This window comes from Pseudocitrobacter corydidari (genome assembly GCF_021172065.1).
GTDB classification, from domain to species: Bacteria; Pseudomonadota; Gammaproteobacteria; order Enterobacterales; family Enterobacteriaceae; genus Pseudocitrobacter; species Pseudocitrobacter corydidari.
In genome coordinates, this window is sequence record NZ_CP087880.1 from 4,861,618 (window position 1) to 4,879,997 (window position 18,380).

Consider the following 18,380-nt stretch of genomic DNA (forward strand, 5'->3'; position numbering starts at 1 on the left):
AACGATCTGTGGGCCGGATGTATTGTATTAAGGGCGGTAAATCCGCTCTTTTTGTTTTTCAACTCCGAGGTTCTATGTCAGTTGTCATCAGTGACGCCTGGCGCCAGCGTTTTGGCGGCACGGCGCGGTTGTACGGTGAAAAAGCGTTGCAGCTCTTTGCGGGCGCGCACGTGTGCGTGGTAGGGATTGGCGGCGTCGGCTGCTGGGCGGCAGAAGCGCTGGCGCGTACCGGGATTGGAGCAATCACGCTTATCGATATGGACGACGTCTGTGTGACCAACACCAACCGTCAGCTTCATGCGCTGACTTGCAATGTCGGGCAGGCTAAGGCGGAAGTGATGGCCGAGCGTATCCGCCAAATCAACCCGGAATGCCGCGTCACGGTGATCGATGATTTCGTTACTACGGAAAACGTCGCAGAGTACATGAGCGCAGGCTATGACTACGTGATTGATGCCATTGATAGCGTGCGGCCGAAAGCGGCGCTGATTGCTTACTGTCGCCGTTATAAAGTGCCGCTGGTGACCACCGGCGGGGCGGGCGGGCAAATCGACCCGACACAGATTCAGGTGACCGATCTGGCGAAAACGATTCAGGATCCGCTGGCAGCGAAACTGCGTGAGCGGCTGAAGAGTGAGTTCAACGTGGTCAAAAACAGTAAAGGCAAGTTGGGTGTGGATTGCGTATTTTCCACCGAAGCGCTGGTATACCCACAATCGGATGGTTCAGTGTGTGCGATGAAAAGCACGGCAGAAGGGCCAAAAAGAATGGACTGCGCCTCCGGCTTTGGCGCGGCGACCATGGTCACCGCAACCTTTGGTTTTGTTGCGGTATCCCATGCGTTGAAAAAAATGATGGCGAAAGCGGAGCGTCAGGCCAGCGCCTGACGTGCTGCCTGCGTTACCGCCTCGCTCAGTGCCGCCAGGCCCTGCGAGCGTGAGGCACTAAGTTGACCGCGTAATCCCAGTTCATCAAATAGCGCCAGTGGGTCGGCAGAGGCCAGATCGCTGGCGCTTCGTCCTTCCACCGCCGTCAGCAATACCGCCAGCAGCCCGCGCACAATTCTGCCTTCACTGTCGCCAAAGAAATGCATCGAGCCAGAGGGCGTGACCGTATAGCCCAGCCAGACGCGATTTTCGCAGCCGGGGATTTCCCGTGCCTGCGCTTTGAGGTCGTCGCTGAGCGCAGGAAGCTGCTTGCCCAGCAGAATCACCTGTCGGTATTTCTCTTCCCACTGCTGCAACGGTGCAAAAAGCTGGCGCAGCGAATCGGGCGTTACGGTTGTGCCGAACGGATGCCCGGCGAGTAGGGAAGCTGTCATTTATCCACCAGTAATTCGAGCGCCCGATCAACGGCGTTGACCAGCGCGTAAACGTCATCCTGCGTATTATAGGGCGCAAAGGAAGCACGCAGCGTGCCGCTTACGCCGAGTGCGGCCAGCAGCGGCTGTGCGCAATGCTGCCCGGCACGCAGGGCGATACCGTACTCTGCCAGCAGCGTAACCATATCGCTATGGTGAACGCCTTTAAAATCAAAGGCCAGCAGGCTGGAATCCTGACAGCGGAAGGAACGGAACCCCGGTCGCTTCGCCAGTTCATCTTCCGCAAGCGTTGCCAGCCCACGGCTCCAGTTTTCTGCCTGCACGATATCGATATCCGCAAGCCACTCCAGTGCGGCGCTCAGACCAATGACGCCCGCTACGTTTGGCGTGCCCGCTTCCAGGCGATAAGGTACCGGTTGCGTGGTAAATCCGTCGAAGGTGACTTCACTGATCATCTTGCCGCCGCCAAGCCATGGCGACATGTCATCGAGCAGGTCGCTTTTACCGTACAGCGCGCCGATACCTGTCGGGCCATACAGTTTATGCCCGGAAAAAGCGTAGAAATCGATATCCAGCTGTTGCACATCCGCCGGGCAGTGCACCGCGCCCTGTGCGCCATCGACCATTACCACCATATTTGCCTGATGAGCAAGGGTAATGGCGCGGGCTAAATCCGGGCAGCCGCCGGTCACGTTGGACATTTGCCCCAGCGCCAGAAACTTACTGCGCGGTGTGATTAGCGAAGGCAGAAGATTGAGATCGGGCAGAAGATCGCTGCCCAGCGGGAGCTTAACGATTTTCGCCCCGGTTTGTTGCGCAACCATCAGCCACGGCACCAGGTTGGCGTGGTGCTCTGCTTCGCTGACGATTATCTCGTCGCCTGCCTGTAAACGAGGCCGTGCATAGCACTGCGCCACCATGTTGATGGCTTCTGTCGTTCCGCGCGTCCAGACGATATTTTTCCCGGAAGGGGCATTCAGGCGCTCTGCAACTTGATCGCGGGCGGCTTCATAACGGGCGGTGAGCTTTTGCGCTTGTGCAAACTGGCTGCGATGGACGTTGCCCGCGCTTAACGAATAGAAGTGTTGCGTGGCTTCAATAACGGCCTGCGGCTTAAGGGCCGTCGCGGCGCTATCGAGATAGACGCCTGCATCGGCCAAAGCAGGGAACTGGGCGCGAAACTGCGCGGGGTTGAAAGCGTTCATGATATTCCTCGGTTCAGTAGTGCGATCGTGGCGCAAAACTGGCCCTGTGACAAGGCTTGTGCTAACCATCAGAATAATCTGGATATCCTGGCGAAATCTGACCAGTGACATATGCTAAATAACGTTAGGCAAATGTTTTTGCCTGTTACGGAATATGAACTATCTGGCATAAATCGCTTAAAGGAGTAGAAGATGAAAAAGACTGCCGCAATTATTTCAGCTTGTGTAATGACCTTTGCCCTGGGCGCCTGTTCTTCCCCGAACTACGTCATGCACACGAATGATGGCCGTAGTATCGTCTCTGATGGTAAGCCGAAAACGGATGACGAAACCGGGATGATTTCTTACAAAGATGCCAACGGTAACAAGCAGCAAATTAACCGTACCGATGTGAAAGAGATGGTCGCCCTGGAAGACTAAGTCAGGTTTACAGGCAAAAAAAAGCACCGCAATTTGGCGGTGCTACATTAATCACTATGGACAGACAGGGTAAATGTACAGGAAGTGAAAAAGGGTAGCGTTGCTACCGTGGTCTGAATCGCAGACCAATTGCAAACACAACAACACAACATCACAACCGTAAGCCAAAAGCCCATCAGAACACGCATTCCGAAAAAAGCTTCTCGTTCCGGCTCAGGAAGTGCCGCCACTATAGGTATTTGCTGGTAGAAGCTCAACGGACAATTTATAATGTCTCAGATAAAAAAAACTAATAGGTTAAACGTTGTTTCCTATTTGTTAAATCCTATTAACATTCAGGTTCTGGGACCATGTCGAAGCGATTGCCACCTCTGAATGCATTACGTGTATTTGATGCAGCAGCCCGCCATTTAAGTTTTACTCGCGCCGCCGACGAGCTTTTTGTGACACAGGCCGCAGTAAGCCACCAAATCAAGTCACTTGAGGATTTTTTGGGTCTGAAGCTGTTCCGACGCCGCAATCGATCGTTGCTGTTGACGGAAGAGGGGCAGAGCTATTTTCTCGACATCAAAGAGATCTTTTCGCAATTAACCGAGGCAACGCGTAAACTACAGGCACGAAGTGCAAAAGGGGCGCTGACTGTCAGTTTATTGCCCAGTTTTGCCATTCAGTGGTTGGTGCCTCGTCTTACAAGCTTTAACTCAGCTTATCCGGGAATCGACGTCAGAATCCAGGCTGTTGACCGTCAGGAAGACAAGCTGGCTGACGATGTTGACGTGGCTATTTTTTATGGTCGCGGCAACTGGCCGGGGCTGCGTGTCGAAAAATTGTACGCAGAATACCTGCTGCCGGTTTGCTCACCGCTGCTGCTGACGGGCGATAAAGCGCTTAAAACGCCGGCAGATCTCGCAAAGCACACGTTATTGCACGATGCTTCGCGTCGCGACTGGCAAACCTATACTCGCCAGTTGGGGCTTAACCACATCAACGTTCAGCAGGGACCGATCTTCAGCCATAGCGCGATGGTGCTACAGGCTGCCATTCATGGACAAGGCGTTGCGCTGGCGAATAACGTCATGGCGCAATCGGAAATAGAAGCAGGCCGCCTGGTCTGCCCGTTTAATGATGTCCTGGTCAGTAAAAACGCTTTTTATCTGGTTTGTCATGACAGTCAGGCTGAACTGGGTAAAATAGCTGCCTTCCGGCAATGGATACTGGCGAAAGCGGCCAATGAACAAGAGACATTCCGCTTCCGTTACGAACAATAAATGAATTTAGGGTAATCGCATGACCAGCCGTTTTATGCTGATTTTCGCCGCCATTAGCGGTTTTATCTTTGTTGCACTGGGCGCTTTTGGCGCACACGTGTTAAGCAAATCTCTGGGTGTTGTTGAGATGGGCTGGATCCAAACCGGCCTCGAGTACCAGGCGTTCCATACGCTGGCGATCCTCGGCTTATCCGTTGCGATGCAGCGTCGCATCAGCATCTGGTTCTACTGGAGCAGCGTCTTCCTGGCCTTAGGAACCGTGTTATTTAGCGGCAGCCTGTACTGCCTGGCGCTTTCTCATTTACGCCTGTGGGCGTTTGTTACTCCGGTGGGGGGCGTTAGCTTCCTCGCAGGTTGGGCGCTGATGTTGGTCGGCGCTATTCGTCTTAAACGTAAGGGTGTTGTTCATGAATAAGGTTGTGCTCTATTGCCGCCCTGGGTTTGAGAAAGAGTGTGCTGCGGAAATTACCGATAAAGCCGCGCGCCGCGAAGTCTTTGGTTTTGCGCGAGTAAAAGATAACTCGGGCTATGTGATTTTTGAGTGTTATCAGGAAGGCGAGGCCGATAAACTGGCCCGCGAATTGCCTTTTAGCTCACTGATTTTCGCGCGTCAAATGATAGTCGTGGGTGAACTGCTAAAAGATTTGCCGCCGGAAGACCGTATTACCCCGGTTGTCGGTATGCTGCAGGGCGTGGTCGAGAAAGGCGGCGATCTGCGCGTGGAAGTGGCCGATACTAACGAAAGCAAAGAGCTGATGAAGTTCTGCCGCAAGTTCACCGTACCGCTGCGTTCGGCACTGCGTGAGGTAGGCGTATTAGCCAAATACGACACGCCGAAGCGCCCGGTGGTGCATGTGTTCTTTATCGCGCCGGGTTGTTGCTACACAGGTTATTCCTACAGCACTAATAATTCCCCGTTCTATATGGGCATCCCGCGCCTGAAGTTCCCATCCGATGCGCCAAGCCGTTCAACCCTGAAACTGGAAGAGGCGTTCCACGTCTTTATTCCCGCCGATGAGTGGGATGAGCGCCTGGCTAATGGGATGTACGCGGTTGACCTCGGGGCATGCCCTGGCGGCTGGACCTATCAGCTGGTGAAACGCAACATGTGGGTTTCATCGGTCGATAACGGCCCGATGGCGCAAAGCCTGATGGATACCGGGCAGGTGACCTGGCTGCGCGAAGATGGTTTCCGCTATCGTCCGAACCGCAACAACATCTCGTGGATGGTGTGCGATATGGTCGAGAAGCCGGCGAAAGTCGCCGCGCTGATGGCGCAGTGGCTGGTAAATGGCTGGTGTCGCGAAACCATCTTCAACCTTAAGCTGCCGATGAAAAAACGCTATGAAGAGGTGTCGTCAAACCTGGCGCACATTGAGCAGGCGCTGCAAGAACACGGCATTAATGCAGAGATTCAGGCGCGTCAGCTGTATCACGACCGCGAAGAAGTGACGGTCCACGTGCGTCGCTGGTGGGCAGCGGTCGGTGGACGTCGGGACGAGCGGTAAGGCCTGAACGCCGGATGGCGGCTTCGCCTTATCAGGCCTACCTCGCGCGTAGGCCTGATAAGCGTAGCGCCATCAGGCATGCCTTAGCGCATCAACCGCAATTGCTGCAAATTCCCATCGAGCTGTAAATTCGTCTCCAGCCGCGCAACCTCACGGCAGATAAACGCCATCTCTTTATGCTCTTCGAGCTTTTTGCGCCACTTCTCCGGCACGTTATCCAACTGCGCGTAAATGCCTTCCAGCGAACCGAACTCATTCAACAACTGCGTGGCACTCTTCGGCCCGATTCCCGCAACGCCCGGTACTTTTGAACTGCTGATCCCCGCCAGCCCCCAGTAGTCCGGCAGCTGTTCCGGCGTTACGCCAAATTCGTTGGCGATAAACGGTGCATCCAGCCAGCGTTTCTGGAAGTAATCACGAATGCGAATGGTGGGTGAAAGTAACTGGCAGTAGCCTTTATCCGTTGACACAATGGTTGCCTGATGCCCGGCCTGGGCCACTTTCACGGCAAGCGTCGCGGCAAGGTCGTCGGCTTCGCTGCCCGGTAGCGCCCAGCACCGGAAGCCGCGCTGTTCGAACGCCGCACGCAATGCGGGCATCTCTTCTACCAGCGTGTCCGGCATTGGCGCACGGCCTGCTTTATAGTCGGGAAGACGCTGGTGCCGCCAACCCTGGCCCCGCTCTTCATCATCAAATACGGCGACTACATGCGTGGGCTGGCTGTGGGCAATCAGTTGCTCCAGCGCCCGCAGGCATGTTTCACCGCAGGGGGAGCCCTGCACGGCATGAATGCGGCGAATCAAATTGAGTGCGTCGACGATAAGCAGATGAACGGACACCGGGACCTCCTTGTAACAATTGAGGCTAGGGTAACATTTGCATCAGGGGGAGGCTACGCGGGATAAAAAATCAGGAAGGAGACTCGCAAAAAACTGCCCGGCGCAGCGTGCCACCGGGCAGTTGGAGGGATTAATCGCAGGCAACCACTTTCATCGCCAGGCCGCCGCGGGAGGTTTCGCGGTACTTGGCGTTCATGTCTTTGCCTGTTTCATACATGGTTTCGATGACCTTATCGAGGCATACGCGCGGCTCGCTGGTACGGCGCAGCGCCATACGGGCTGCGTTGACCGCTTTGACAGAGGCAATCGCGTTACGCTCGATGCACGGCACCTGAACCTGACCGGCAACCGGGTCGCAGGTTAAACCGAGGTTATGCTCCATGCCGATTTCAGCGGCAATACACACCTGCGCCGGGCTACCGCCCAGCAGTTCCGCCAGGCCAGCAGCGGCCATGGAACAGGCCACGCCCACTTCGCCCTGACAGCCCACTTCCGCGCCGGAAATAGAGGCGTTCATTTTGTAGAGCGAGCCAATTGCGCTGGCCACCAGCAGGTAGCGTGCGAGAGAGTTGGCGTTCACTTCACGGATAAATTTGTCGTAGTACGCCAGCACCGCCGGAACAATCCCGCAGGCGCCGTTTGTTGGCGCGGTCACCACGCGTCCGCCAGCGGCGTTTTCTTCGTTTACCGCCAGCGCGAACATGTTGATCCAGTCAACGACCGCCATCGGGTCGCTGCTGATTTTATCCTGGCTGACCAGCATGCGGCGCAGCGCGGAGGCACGGCGCGGCACGCGCAGTTTACCCGGCAGCACGCCTTCGGTAGTGGTGCCATGTTCGATGCCGCCTTTCATAACCGCCCAGACGTCAGCAAAGTGCTTTTCCAGCTCTTCTTTGCTGTGCAGCGCCAGTTCGTTCTGCATCATCAGGCCTGAGAGGGAAAGGCCCGTCTCGCTGCAATGACGCTGCAAATCTGCTGCGCTGCTGTACGGATAAGGTACGGCGACCGGTGCTTCAGTCTGCTGACCGAAATGCTCTTCATCGACGATAAAGCCACCGCCGATGGAATAATAGGTTTTGCTGTAAACCGCTTTTTCGCCCACCAGTGCGGTGATGCGCATGCCGTTTTCGTGCAAAGAGAGGTTGTCGGCATGGAAGTTCATGCACTTATCAACCGGGAACTCCACTTCGTGCTGGCCGTTTGCCAGCAGTAAACGACCGTGGGTATTCACGTCCTGGATAAAGCCAGGAATGCTGTCGATATCGACGGTGTCCGGCAGGTTACCCGCCAGGCCCATGATGATGGCGATATCGGTATGGTGGCCTTTCCCGGTGAGGGAGAGTGAGCCATATACATCGACGACGACGCGGGTGATGTCGGTCAGGATCCCACGCGCAATCAAGTCGTCCGTGAATTGTTTGCCTGCTTTCATTGGCCCGACAGTATGAGAGCTGGAGGGACCAATGCCGATTTTGAAAATATCGAATACGCTGATCATGATGCATCCATTGCTGTAGGAGAAGAAGAGACGCGCCGCCCGAAGGCGGCGCGGGGGATATTAGCTGAACAGAGAGTAGAAGATAGCGGAGATAGCAATCAGACCCATAACCACAACGAAGACGTTGCTGATGTGGCCGCTGTATTTACGCATCGCCGGTACTTTCTGAATTGCATACATCGGCATCAGGAACAGAATCATCGCGATAATCGGGCCGCCCAGGGTTTCAATCATACCCAGGATGCTTGGGTTCAGGGTCGCCACAATCCAGGTGGTAACCAGCATGAACAGCGCAGTGATTTTGTTCAGTTTGTTGATTTCGATGGATTTGCCTTTGCCACGCAGAGACTTAATCACCATCCCGTTGAAGCCTTCACGTGCGCCCAGGTAGTGGCCCAGGAACGATTTCGTGATAGCGATAATCGCGATGATTGGCGCCATCCATTCGATGAAGGAGACGTTAAAGTGGTTCGCCAGGTAAGACAGAATCGAGATGTTCTGTGCTTTCGCTGCCGCCAGGTCTGCCGGCGTCAGGCTCAGTACGCAGCTGAAGACGAAGAACATGACCGTCAGCACCATCATGACGTGTGCGCATGCCAGGATTTTAGAACATTTCTTCTCAGCACCCTGACCGTATTCTTCACGTTTCGCGACGGCGAAAGAGGAGATGATCGGCGAGTGGTTGAAGGAGAAGACCATGACCGGGATAGCCAGCCACAGCGTCATCCACAGACCGTTGCCGGTAGAGGAGGCAGAGCTAAAGGACAGGGTTTCCAGCGCCGCACCGCTCCACTGAGGGATGAGGTACAGAGCCAGTAGCATCAGGGCTGCAACGAACGGGAACACCAGGATACTCATCGCCTTAACAATCATCTGCTCACCGAAGCGAACGATGGTCATCATACCGACGATCAGAATCAGCGACAGAATCGCACGCGGCGGCGCAGTCATCTGCAGCTGGTGCGTCATGAAGCTTTCTACGGTGTTGGTGATAGCGACGCTGTAAACCAACAGAATCGGGTAGATTGCGAAGAAGTAGAGCAGGGTAATCAGTTTACCTGCGCCCACGCCGAAGTGTTCTTCAACCACTTCCGTGATGTCTTCGCCCGGATTTTTACCGGACAGCACGAAGCGGGTCAGGCCGCGGTGTGCGAAGAAAGTCATCGGGAAGGCAAGAATTGCCATGATAATCAGCGGGATCATACCGCCGACGCCTGCGTTGATCGGCAGGAACAGAACGCCCGCGCCGATTGCTGTACCGTACAGACCCAGCATCCACATGGTATCTGTTTTGCGCCATCCGCTAGCGGATTGTGTTGACGCGATGGTGCTGGTTTGAGTGCTTTCCATCTGTATCTCCTGGAGGACTAAAATTGCCGGTTTTTAGTTAAATCCAATGGAATTAAGACCGACAGTAATATGAAATCTTTTCAGTGACGGTTTTTTTATGATTTTCCACCCATCACTACGACGGGGCGGAAAGATACATTTAACTGATGAATCTATCAGTGATCATGATCCCAAATGTAATAATTCACTCCTCTTCGCTGTGTTTGCAGTTCATCTGCCTGTGATTGTTATTTGGGCAGAAATTTATGGGCGCGAAACCTAGCATTAGCAGTATGGTTGGTAAATAGGCAGGAGTGTAAATACGCGGTTTGCACTAATAAAAGTGTCAAAAATAGCGTTTTAGACGGTTTATTTATCTTTGTTGTCAATAATTCACGCTTTGCATTGTACGCAAACGATTAATAGGAAGTGATTAACGATAAGGGAACGTTGTCATTTTTTTGTTCAACACCGTCAGCACATGTGAGGGGATAAACGTAACGGGATGGCGTTTTATGCTAATGGATTCAATGGGCAAGGGGAGATAAGTCGCCCGACGAGCGGGCGACGGCGTGAGAGGCCTTATCAGGCCATGATTTCGTAGCAAGGGATATAAGCGGAACCTGGCAGCTTCATACGGTGCTGGGCGACAAAACCCTGCAACAGGTCGTCCATACGGCGCATCATCTCTTTATCGCCGTGGATCTTATACGGCCCATGCTCTTCGATGGCGCGGATACCCACTTCCTTCACGTTACCGGCGACGATACCCGAGAAGGCGCGGCGCAGGTCAGCGGCCAGCACTTCAACCGGCTGGTCCGGATAAAGCTTCAGGTTCGCCATGTTTTCGTGGGTCGGATCGAACGGCATTTGCAGATCCGGCGCGATTTTAATCGACCAGTTGAAGCTGTAGGCATCGCCCGTATCGCGACGATTTTCTTTCACCAGCGGCATCGCTTTCTTCATCTGACGGGCCACTTCCGCCGCATCGTCGATGATGATTTTGTAGTGGCGACGCGCGCTCTCACCCAGCGTATGGACGATAAACTCATCCAGCACGCGGAAGTAATCAGCGCTCTCTTTCGGGCCGGTGAGGATGAGCGGCAGTACCTGATTTTTATTCGCCGGATTCATCAGAATACCGAGCAGATACAGCAGCTCTTCCGCCGTACCAACACCGCCGGGGAAGATAATAATGCCGTGGGCGATACGGACAAACGCTTCGAGACGTTTTTCGATATCCGGCATAATAATCAGCTCGTTAACCAGCGGGTTAGGCGGCTCAGCGGCGATGATTGACGGTTCGGTCATGCCGATGAAACGGCCTTCTTTGTAACGCTGCTGCGCGTGACCAACCGCCGCGCCTTTCATTGGCGCTTCCATCGCTCCCGGGCCGCAGCCGGTGCAGATATTCAGCTCACGCAGGCCGAGCTGATTCCCCACGCGACGCGCGTAGAGGTATTCGTTTTCGTTAATGGAGTGGCCGCCCCAGCAAACGACCATGCTCGGCGCTTCGCCGACATGCAGCGCACGGGCGTTGCGCAGAATGCTGAAGACAAGGTTGGTAATATGCGTGGAGCTTTCCAAATCAAGATTCGGGAAGCGTACGGTGTTGTGGATTTGGCCATAAACGAACAGGATATCGCGCAGCACGGCAAACAGGTTCGCTTGCAACGAGCGAATAATATGGCCATCAACGAACGCCTCTTCCGGCGGGTTGATGAGTTCCAGCTTCACGCCGCGCTCGCGGCGCAGCACGTTAATATCGAAATTCTCAAAACGGGACAGCAGTTCTTTACTGTTATCGGTCAGGCTGCCTGAATTCAGTACCGCCAGCGAGCAGTTACGAAACAGATGGTACAGGTCGCTGCTGGCCGTGCGTTTAAGCATATCGACTTCCAGCTGCGACAACATATCCATTGAGCCAAGCGGGCTAATATGTGTAATCAAGTGAGCTCCTTACGGGACGAGAATCGTCTTCCCTGCTGATTACAATAGCCTTGCCTGTAGGAATACTACAACCATCCTGTGTGGGAGAATGGTTGCAAATTGAGAAATTATTTAGGTTTGTGCGGGGAGGGGCGCTTACTGCCTGACCAGCCGACCAATCGCCGGCACAAAGTCCGTATTAGAACGCCACGGGTTTATATCCAGCCCGCCGCGACGGGTATAGCGCGCATAGACGCTCAGGCTTTCCGGCTGACAGAAGCGCAGAATATCGCTAAAAATACGCTCGACGCACTGCTCGTGAAACTCATTGTGATGACGGAACGACACCAGATAACGCAGCAGCTTTTCGCGGTCTATCTGCGGCCCGCGATACTCAATTTGTACCGAGCCCCAGTCTGGCTGATGGGTAATCAGGCAATTGGATTTCAGCAGATGGCTGACCAGCGTCTCTTCCACTTTCTTGCTGCCGGTTGAGTTCAGCAGGTAATCGGCATTGAACTGATAGTTATCAATCTCGATATCCTGATTATCAATGCAGGTGCCGTGGAAGTGGGCGATAGGCTGTCCTTCAATTTCATCCAGACGATAAAGTGAAACGGTGACGTCGCCCTGTGCGCAGGCGCTGAGATCGCGCTCCAGCGTGTGGCGGACATCTTCCCATGAACCAAAACGCGTCTGGTTAAAACTGTTCAGGTAGAGCTTAAAGCTTTTGGACTCAACCAGGTTGACGGTGGTGTGGCTCAGCTCAACGTGACCCACCGCCACCTGCGGTAGCCCTTTGGCGTTAAGCCATGAAAGCTCATACAGCGTCCAGATATCGGCGCCGTGGAACGGCAGCGTGTCGGCATGCAGGCCCAGCGGATCGCGGTTCAGGCTACGCGGAACGCCCTGTAATAACCCGGCATCGTAAGTGTCGCGGTAATCCGTTGATTTACCAAGCGTCAGGCCCGTCAGCGCCTGATGATTCTCATAAGAAGACATGTTTCACCGTTATAAAGCAGGTAGACTATGCGCCAAGTGTAACCTGACTAACCAGAAGAGAGAAATCGGTGGACCATCAGACCGCAGAAGCGCTTAAAGCCTTTACCCAACGTTATTGCGACGCCTGGCAGCAACAAAATCACTGCTGGCCGCGCAGCGAAGAGCTGTTTGGCGTAGCGTCTCCCTGCATCGTCAATACCACCGACGACGCGGTTTTTTGGCAACCGTTGCCGTTTAGTGGTGAACAGAATGTAAATGGCGTTGAACGTGCATTAGACATTGTGGTACAACCACCCCTTCATACTTATTATACCACTCAGTATGCTGGCGACATGGAAGCCCGTTTTGCCGGACAACGACTGACGCTGCTACAGGTATGGAGCCCGGACGATTTTCGTCGCGTGCAGGAGAATCTGATCGGCCATTTGGTTACTCAGAAACGCCTGAAGCTTTCGCCGACGCTGTTTATCGCCACGCTCGACAGTGAACTGGACGTGATTTCCGTCTGTAATCTGACCGGCGAAGTGGTTAAAGAGACGCTCGGCACCCGCAAGCGCCAGACTCTCGCCCCCTCTCTTGAGAGCTTCCTCAATCAATTAGACCCCGATTTGTAATCCAGTTTGCCCGAATGCTTGTGAGAGATCTCTTACAAGCCTTGTAGGAGATCGCCGGGCTGTAAGTAGGACAGCTACTGATCGATTATTATGTTTTCCTTATAAATCAGCTTATTGAGATTTTTCTTAGGCTCTTTCATATGAAAATGTCCTTACAGGATTGCCTGAAGGGCCCTTGTAAGACGGGGCGGAATAAGCGATTCTATGTCCGTCGACAAGGAGTCGCACAGTGAAGTGAACATCAGGATGATGACACTTCAAACAGGACACACCAGGACGGTGCTTCAGGGATAGGCCTCAGGATGAGGTAAGTGGATACGCCAGGATGGTGTAACAAGGAAAGGCTTCAGGACGAGGCAAAATGGAAAACGCCAGGACGCGTTAAAGGACACCTCCAGGACGGAGAATGAGAGCCAGACAGGATGCCTGGTGGAGCAAGAAGTTCAGGACATACTCAGGGATTGGGTAGATTCGCATCGGGGTGGTGTGAGCAGGACGCAACAGTTTACGGATGAACACAGGTCGCAAGGCCGCAGGAAAAGTTGTCACGGACGAGCAGGGAGCACGAAAAGTAGCTGGAATGCTGCGAAACGAACCGGGAGCACTGTTTATACAGTGCTCCCTTTTTTTGTTTTGCGTTCGGCTGGTGTATCCTGCACGCGATTTTGTTTCTACCGAGGTAGCCATGACCCTTCACGATAATTTGCGCGAACAACTTCAGGCCATCGAAGCGATGCTGCGTCTGCACCAACACTGGCAGGACGAAGCGCCGCATGAAAGCAAATTTGCCAGCGACCAACCCTTTTGCATGGACACGCTGGAGCCGCTGGAGTGGTTGCAGTGGGTATTGATTCCGCGCATGCATCAATTGCTGGATAACGGCCAGCCGCTGCCGCAAAGTTTTGCCATCGCGCCGTATTATGAAATGGCGCTGGATGCACAGCATCCGCAGCGCGATATCATCCTGGTCGAGCTGCACAAGCTCGACGCCTTTTTTGCCGATGACGCTAACTGATGCTGGAAATTATTTACCAGGATGAGTGGCTGGTGGCCGTCAACAAACCTTCCGGCTGGCTGGTTCACCGCAGCTGGCTGGACCGCGACGAAAAAGTGGTGGTGATGCAAACGGTGCGCGACCAGATTGGTCAGCACGTGTTTACTGCGCATCGCCTCGATCGCCCGACCTCCGGCGTTCTGTTAATGGGCCTTTCCAGCGAGGCGGGGCGTTTGTTGTCTCAGCAGTTTGAGCAGCATCAAATGCAGAAGTGCTATCATGCGATTGTGCGCGGCTGGCTGATGGATGACGCGGTGCTCGATTACCCGCTGGTGGAAGAGCTCGACAAAATCGCCGATAAATTCGCGAAAGAGAATAAAGATCCGCAGCCAGCGGTGACGCACTATCGCGGGCTGGCGACGGTCGAAATGCCGATCGCCACCGGGCGCTACCCAACGACCCGTTACGGGCTGGTTGAGCTGGAACCTAAAACCGGCCGCAAGCATCAATTGCGCCGCCATTTGTCCCATTTGCGCCATCCTATTCTTGGCGACAGCAAGCATGGTGATTTGCGTCAGAACCGTAGCGCGGCGGAACATTTCGGCTGCCAGCGTCTGATGCTGCACGCCAGCTCACTTTCGCTGACGCATCCGTTTACCGGCGAACCCCTTACGCTGCGCGCTGGGTTCGACGATACCTGGATGCAGGCCCTGTCACACTTTGGCTGGCGCGGGCTTCTCCCCGATAACGAAAGGGTTGAGTTTGTCGCCAACAGCGGTCAGGATGAGAACATCTGAAAGTAAACAGGGAGTTAAATCATGGCTGAAGTAGGGATTTTTGTTGGCACCATGTATGGTAATTCGCTGTTAGTCGCCGAAGAAGCGCAGGCGATTCTGGGCAATCAGGGCCATACCGCCAAAGTGTTTGAAGACCCGCAGGTCGGTGAGTGGGAAGAGTATGTCGGCAAATATGTGCTGGTGGTGACCTCAACGACCGGGCAGGGCGATTTGCCAGACAGCATCGTGCCGCTGTTTAACGATCTCAAAGATATGTATCAGCCACATCTGCGCTACGGCATTATTGCGCTGGGTGACAGTACCTACGCCAATTTCTGCGGCGGCGGGAAAACGTTTGATGCGTTATTGCAGGAACAGGGCGCGCAACGTATTGGCGACATGCTGATGATTGACGCCAGCGAAGACCCTGAACCAGAGGGCGTGTCGAACCCGTGGGTTGAGCAGTGGGCCACATTGCTTAAGTAAGGTGTCGCCCTCTCCCTACGCAGAGGGCGTTCCCTTACATCGCCAGTTCGCTGCGCTAGCAGCTTTCACTATCTTATTCCTCATTCTCGCCATCAGCCTCGGGCGAATGCCAATATTTCTCCATTTAATAATAGGTTAGCGCAGGGCATTTTCACTGCGTCAAGAGAGCTGTTTCACACTCTGCCATCCTCTGTGCTGGTAACGTGCGCTTCCCGCAAACAGTTTTCATTTCCGTGAGGTATCTTCCAGCGCTTAGGGCATATGCCATAAATCACTTTTATTTACCGCGTGAATGCTGTGAAGATGCACGGTGAGCCACAGGTGACCTCTTTTTATACTTCCTGAGCCAGTTATAAAACGCAGTCAGCAAGACATAACGACACGCTGCGATAAAAACACAAATACGTCATTCTGATTACCCTACAGGTTGTGCTGTTCAGAGTGAATGTAGCCGAAAGCTATAATTCAGGAGTACAACAATGAGTTCATTAAGTCAGGCTGCGAGCGGGGCGGAAAAGCGCACCAATGCTCGTTACTGGATAGTGGTGATGCTGTTTATTGTCACATCCTTCAACTACGGCGACCGCGCCACCTTGTCTATTGCCGGTTCGGAGATGGCGAAAGATATTGGCCTGGACGCGGTGGGTATGGGTTACGTTTTCTCCGCATTCTCATGGGCCTATGTTATCGGCCAGATCCCAGGCGGCTGGCTGCTTGACCGCTTTGGTTCAAAACGCGTCTACTTCTGGTCCATCTTTATCTGGTCCATGTTTACCCTTTTGCAGGGCTTCGTCGATATCTTCAGTGGTTTTGGCATTATTATCGCGTTGTTTACCTTACGTTTCCTGGTCGGTCTGGCGGAAGCGCCCTCCTTCCCTGGCAACAGCCGAATCGTCGCGGCATGGTTCCCGGCGCAGGAGAGGGGAACGGCGGTAGCGATTTTTAACTCCGCGCAGTACTTCGCCACGGTTATCTTCGCGCCTATCATGGGCTGGTTGACTCATGAAGTGGGCTGGTCTCACGTGTTCTTCTTTATGGGCGGGCTGGGGATCGTCATCAGTTTTGTCTGGCTGAAAGTGATCCACGAACCGAATCAGCATCCGGGTGTTAACAAAAAAGAACTCGAGTACATCGCGGAAGGCGGCGCGCTGATCAATATGGATCAAAAAGGCGCGAAGGCGAAGGTGCCGTTCAGCGTGAAGTGGGGGCAAATCAAGCAGTTGCTGGGTTCTCGCATGATGATTGGCGTTTATATCGGCCAGTACTGCATCAACGCCCTGACTTACTTCTTTATCACCTGGTTCCCGGTTTATCTGGTGCAGGCGCGCGGCATGTCGATTCTGAAAGCGGGTTTCGTGGCCTCCGTTCCGGCGATTTGCGGCTTCGCGGGCGGCGTGCTGGGCGGCATTATTTCCGACTGGCTGATGCGTCGCACGGGCTCGCTGAATATCGCCCGTAAAACCCCCATCGTTCTCGGTATGCTGATGTCGATGGTGATGGTGTTCTGTAACTATGTGAACGTTGAATGGATGATCATCGGCTTTATGGCGCTGGCCTTCTTCGGTAAAGGCATTGGCGCGCTGGGCTGGGCGGTGATGGCAGATACCGCGCCGAAAGAGATAAGCGGTCTCTCCGGCGGCCTGTTCAATATGTTCGGCAACATATCCGGCATCGTTACGCCAATTGCAATTGGTTATATCGTCGGTACCACGGGCTCGTTTAACGGTGCGCTGATTTATGTCGGTGTGCATGCGCTGGTGGCGGTATTGAGCTATCTGATACTGGTTGGCGACATTAAACGTATCGAACTGAAACCTGTTGCGGGGCAAGCATCATGACAACGCAATCGAGTCCCGTCATTACGGACATGAAAGTTATTCCGGTCGCCGGGCATGACAGTATGCTGCTCAACATCGGCGGCGCACACAACGCGTATTTCACCCGTAATATCGTGGTGCTGACCGATAACGCCGGGAATACCGGCGTGGGGGAAGCGCCGGGGGGTGAAGTGATTTACCAGACGCTGGTGGATGCGATACCGATGGTGCTGGGCCAGGAGATAGCACGGCTGAATAAAGTGGTTCAGCAGGTGCACAAAGGCAATCAGGCGGCGGATTTTGACACCTTCGGCAAAGGTGCCTGGACATTTGAACTGCGGGTTAACGCGGTGGCTGCACTGGAAGCCGCGCTGCTCGACCTGCTTGGTAAAGCGCTCAATGTCCCGGTTTGTGAACTGCTGGGCCCAGGTAAGCAGCGTGATGCGGTGACCGTGCTGGGCTATCTCTTCTACGTCGGCGACCGTCGCAAAACGGATTTGCCGTATCTGGAGAGCACGCCGGGCAACCATGACTGGTATCATCTGCGTCATCAGGAAGTGCTCTCCAGCGATGCGGTGGTGCGCCTGGCAGAAGCCTCGCAGGATCGCTACGGCTTTAAAGATTTCAAACTGAAGGGCGGCGTCCTGCCGGGCGAACAGGAAATTGAATCCGTGAAGGCGCTGAAAAAACGTTTCCCGGATGCCCGTATCACCGTCGATCCCAACGGCGCCTGGCTGCTGGATGAAGCGATTTCCCTGTGTAAAGGCCTGAACGATGTGTTGACCTACGCGGAAGATCCGTGCGGCGCTGAGCAGGGTTTCTCCGGGCGAGAAGTGATGACGGAATTCCGCCGCGCTACCGGCCTGCCGGTCGCCACCAACATGATCGCCACCAACTGGCGCGAAATGGGTCATGCGGTGATGCTCAATGCGGTGGATATTCCGCTGGCCGACCCGCACTTCTGGACGCTCTCCGGCGCGGTGCGTGTCGCGCAGCTGTGCGACGACTGGGGCCTGACCTGGGGTTGCCACTCCAACAACCATTTCGACATCTCGCTGGCGATGTTTACCCACGTGGGCGCTGCCGCACCCGGTAACCCGACGGCGATTGATACTCACTGGATCTGGCAGGAAGGCGACGCGCGCCTGACCAAAAATCCACTGCAGATTACCGACGGCAAAATCGCCGTTCCCGATGCGCCCGGACTGGGCGTAGAGCTGGACTGGGATCAGGTGCAGAAGGCGCATGACGCCTATAAAAGCCTGCCGGGCGGCGCGCGTAATGACGCTGGCCCGATGCAGTATCTGATCCCCGGCTGGACATTTGACCGCAAACGTCCCGTTTTCGGCCGTAACTCATTAAAAAAGGACTGAA

At 54.5% G+C, this 18,380-nt stretch carries 18 protein-coding genes; 11 read left to right on the forward strand and 7 right to left on the reverse strand.

From position 1 onward, the window contains the following. Positions 1–74 precede the first annotated feature (74 nt). Positions 75–887: a tRNA cyclic N6-threonylcarbamoyladenosine(37) synthase TcdA gene (gene tcdA, locus G163CM_RS22710; RefSeq protein WP_231826369.1), complete on the forward strand. Its 813-nt coding sequence runs from the start codon at positions 75–77 to the stop codon at positions 885–887. Here the strand turns inward: tcdA and csdE are convergent. Together csdE and csdA are read right to left on the reverse strand one after the other, a co-directional pair. Then, positions 872–1,321 carry a cysteine desulfurase sulfur acceptor subunit CsdE gene (csdE, locus tag G163CM_RS22715; RefSeq protein ID WP_231826370.1) on the reverse strand — a complete coding sequence of 150 codons (450 nt, stop codon included), beginning with the start codon at positions 1,319–1,321 and terminating at the stop codon, positions 872–874. The genes tcdA and csdE overlap by 16 nt on opposite strands. After that, entirely contained in the window at positions 1,318–2,526 is a 1,209-nt protein-coding gene (gene csdA, locus G163CM_RS22720; RefSeq protein WP_231826371.1) for a cysteine desulfurase CsdA, read from the reverse strand. The genes csdE and csdA overlap by 4 nt, the downstream gene beginning before the upstream one ends. 192 nt (positions 2,527–2,718) lie before the next feature. On the opposite strand from csdA, the gene G163CM_RS22725 reads away from it, so the two are divergent. The 4 genes from G163CM_RS22725 to rlmM all read left to right on the forward strand — a co-directional run bounded on the left by G163CM_RS22725 (position 2,719) and on the right by rlmM (position 5,722). Continuing rightward, positions 2,719–2,946, forward strand: a complete 228-nt coding sequence (locus G163CM_RS22725) for a YgdI/YgdR family lipoprotein (protein ID WP_015963218.1) — start codon at positions 2,719–2,721, stop codon at positions 2,944–2,946. Between the two features lie 350 nt (positions 2,947–3,296). Beyond that, on the forward strand, positions 3,297–4,214 hold the full coding sequence (gcvA, locus tag G163CM_RS22730; protein WP_015963219.1) for a glycine cleavage system transcriptional regulator GcvA: 918 nt from the start codon (positions 3,297–3,299) through the stop codon (positions 4,212–4,214). A 19-nt stretch (positions 4,215–4,233) separates the two neighbouring features. After that, entirely contained in the window at positions 4,234–4,629 is a 396-nt protein-coding gene (locus G163CM_RS22735) for a DUF423 domain-containing protein (protein ID WP_108477165.1), read from the forward strand. Further along, complete coding sequence (gene rlmM, locus G163CM_RS22740) at positions 4,622–5,722, forward strand: 23S rRNA (cytidine(2498)-2'-O)-methyltransferase RlmM (protein WP_231826372.1); 1,101 nt, start codon at positions 4,622–4,624, stop codon at positions 5,720–5,722. The genes G163CM_RS22735 and rlmM overlap by 8 nt, the downstream gene beginning before the upstream one ends. An 83-nt stretch (positions 5,723–5,805) precedes the next feature. Here the strand turns inward: rlmM and xni are convergent, their stop codons facing one another. From xni to queF, 5 genes are all read right to left on the reverse strand, one after another. Next, positions 5,806–6,561 carry a flap endonuclease Xni gene (gene xni / locus G163CM_RS22745; protein WP_231826373.1) on the reverse strand — a complete coding sequence of 252 codons (756 nt, stop codon included), beginning with the start codon at positions 6,559–6,561 and terminating at the stop codon, positions 5,806–5,808. 130 nt (positions 6,562–6,691) lie between these two features. Continuing rightward, positions 6,692–8,059 carry an L-serine ammonia-lyase gene (locus G163CM_RS22750; protein ID WP_231826374.1) on the reverse strand — a complete coding sequence of 456 codons (1,368 nt, stop codon included), beginning with the start codon at positions 8,057–8,059 and terminating at the stop codon, positions 6,692–6,694. Positions 8,060–8,119: 60 nt separating this feature from the next. Beyond that, the gene (locus tag G163CM_RS22755; RefSeq protein ID WP_231826375.1) at positions 8,120–9,409 is read right to left on the reverse strand and encodes an HAAAP family serine/threonine permease; all 1,290 of its coding nucleotides are present in this window, start codon (positions 9,407–9,409) and stop codon (positions 8,120–8,122) included. Positions 9,410–9,973: 564 nt separating this feature from the next. Beyond that, complete coding sequence (gene ppnN, locus G163CM_RS22760) at positions 9,974–11,338, reverse strand: nucleotide 5'-monophosphate nucleosidase PpnN (RefSeq protein WP_231826376.1); 1,365 nt, start codon at positions 11,336–11,338, stop codon at positions 9,974–9,976. Between the two features lie 135 nt (positions 11,339–11,473). Next, positions 11,474–12,319, reverse strand: coding sequence for an NADPH-dependent 7-cyano-7-deazaguanine reductase QueF (queF, locus tag G163CM_RS22765; RefSeq protein WP_231826377.1), 846 nt, complete (start codon positions 12,317–12,319; stop codon positions 11,474–11,476). A 68-nt stretch (positions 12,320–12,387) separates the two neighbouring features. Between queF and syd the strand changes: the two genes are divergently transcribed. The 6 genes from syd (at position 12,388) to G163CM_RS22795 (ending at position 18,379) form a co-directional block, all read left to right on the forward strand. Then, positions 12,388–12,933 carry a SecY-interacting protein gene (gene syd / locus G163CM_RS22770; protein WP_015963227.1) on the forward strand — a complete coding sequence of 182 codons (546 nt, stop codon included), beginning with the start codon at positions 12,388–12,390 and terminating at the stop codon, positions 12,931–12,933. A gap of 685 nt (positions 12,934–13,618) precedes the next feature. Beyond that, positions 13,619–13,948 (forward strand): YqcC family protein, encoded by a 330-nt coding sequence (locus G163CM_RS22775; RefSeq protein ID WP_231826378.1) that lies wholly within the window; start codon positions 13,619–13,621, stop codon positions 13,946–13,948. Beyond that, positions 13,948–14,724: a tRNA pseudouridine(65) synthase TruC gene (gene truC / locus G163CM_RS22780; protein ID WP_231826379.1), complete on the forward strand. Its 777-nt coding sequence runs from the start codon at positions 13,948–13,950 to the stop codon at positions 14,722–14,724. Before G163CM_RS22775 ends, truC begins: the two co-directional genes overlap by 1 nt. A gap of 21 nt (positions 14,725–14,745) precedes the next feature. Continuing rightward, positions 14,746–15,189: a flavodoxin gene (locus G163CM_RS22785; protein ID WP_015963230.1), complete on the forward strand. Its 444-nt coding sequence runs from the start codon at positions 14,746–14,748 to the stop codon at positions 15,187–15,189. Positions 15,190–15,668: 479 nt separating this feature from the next. Then, the gene (gene gudP / locus G163CM_RS22790) at positions 15,669–17,027 is read left to right on the forward strand and encodes a galactarate/glucarate/glycerate transporter GudP (RefSeq protein ID WP_231826380.1); all 1,359 of its coding nucleotides are present in this window, start codon (positions 15,669–15,671) and stop codon (positions 17,025–17,027) included. Next, positions 17,024–18,379, forward strand: a complete 1,356-nt coding sequence (locus tag G163CM_RS22795) for an enolase C-terminal domain-like protein (RefSeq protein ID WP_231826381.1) — start codon at positions 17,024–17,026, stop codon at positions 18,377–18,379. The genes gudP and G163CM_RS22795 overlap by 4 nt, the downstream gene beginning before the upstream one ends. Position 18,380 lies beyond the last annotated feature (1 nt).

What these genes read in the sequence shown, in the direction of transcription:
- G163CM_RS22750 (WP_231826374.1), bottom strand. Translation starts at nt 8,059, where the DNA reads ATGATCAGCGTATTCGATATTTTCAAAATCGGCATTGGTCCCTCCAGC.
- G163CM_RS22725 (WP_015963218.1), top strand. Translation starts at nt 2,719, where the DNA reads ATGAAAAAGACTGCCGCAATTATTTCAGCTTGTGTAATGACCTTTGCC.
- tcdA (WP_231826369.1), top strand. Translation starts at nt 75, where the DNA reads ATGTCAGTTGTCATCAGTGACGCCTGGCGCCAGCGTTTTGGCGGCACG.
- csdA (WP_231826371.1), bottom strand. Translation starts at nt 2,526, where the DNA reads ATGAACGCTTTCAACCCCGCGCAGTTTCGCGCCCAGTTCCCTGCTTTG.
- G163CM_RS22735 (WP_108477165.1), top strand. Translation starts at nt 4,234, where the DNA reads ATGACCAGCCGTTTTATGCTGATTTTCGCCGCCATTAGCGGTTTTATC.
- G163CM_RS22755 (WP_231826375.1), bottom strand. Translation starts at nt 9,409, where the DNA reads ATGGAAAGCACTCAAACCAGCACCATCGCGTCAACACAATCCGCTAGC.
- G163CM_RS22775 (WP_231826378.1), top strand. Translation starts at nt 13,619, where the DNA reads ATGACCCTTCACGATAATTTGCGCGAACAACTTCAGGCCATCGAAGCG.
- truC (WP_231826379.1), top strand. Translation starts at nt 13,948, where the DNA reads ATGCTGGAAATTATTTACCAGGATGAGTGGCTGGTGGCCGTCAACAAA.
- G163CM_RS22785 (WP_015963230.1), top strand. Translation starts at nt 14,746, where the DNA reads ATGGCTGAAGTAGGGATTTTTGTTGGCACCATGTATGGTAATTCGCTG.
- gcvA (WP_015963219.1), top strand. Translation starts at nt 3,297, where the DNA reads ATGTCGAAGCGATTGCCACCTCTGAATGCATTACGTGTATTTGATGCA.
- G163CM_RS22795 (WP_231826381.1), top strand. Translation starts at nt 17,024, where the DNA reads ATGACAACGCAATCGAGTCCCGTCATTACGGACATGAAAGTTATTCCG.
- gudP (WP_231826380.1), top strand. Translation starts at nt 15,669, where the DNA reads ATGAGTTCATTAAGTCAGGCTGCGAGCGGGGCGGAAAAGCGCACCAAT.
- queF (WP_231826377.1), bottom strand. Translation starts at nt 12,319, where the DNA reads ATGTCTTCTTATGAGAATCATCAGGCGCTGACGGGCCTGACGCTTGGT.
- csdE (WP_231826370.1), bottom strand. Translation starts at nt 1,321, where the DNA reads ATGACAGCTTCCCTACTCGCCGGGCATCCGTTCGGCACAACCGTAACG.
- rlmM (WP_231826372.1), top strand. Translation starts at nt 4,622, where the DNA reads ATGAATAAGGTTGTGCTCTATTGCCGCCCTGGGTTTGAGAAAGAGTGT.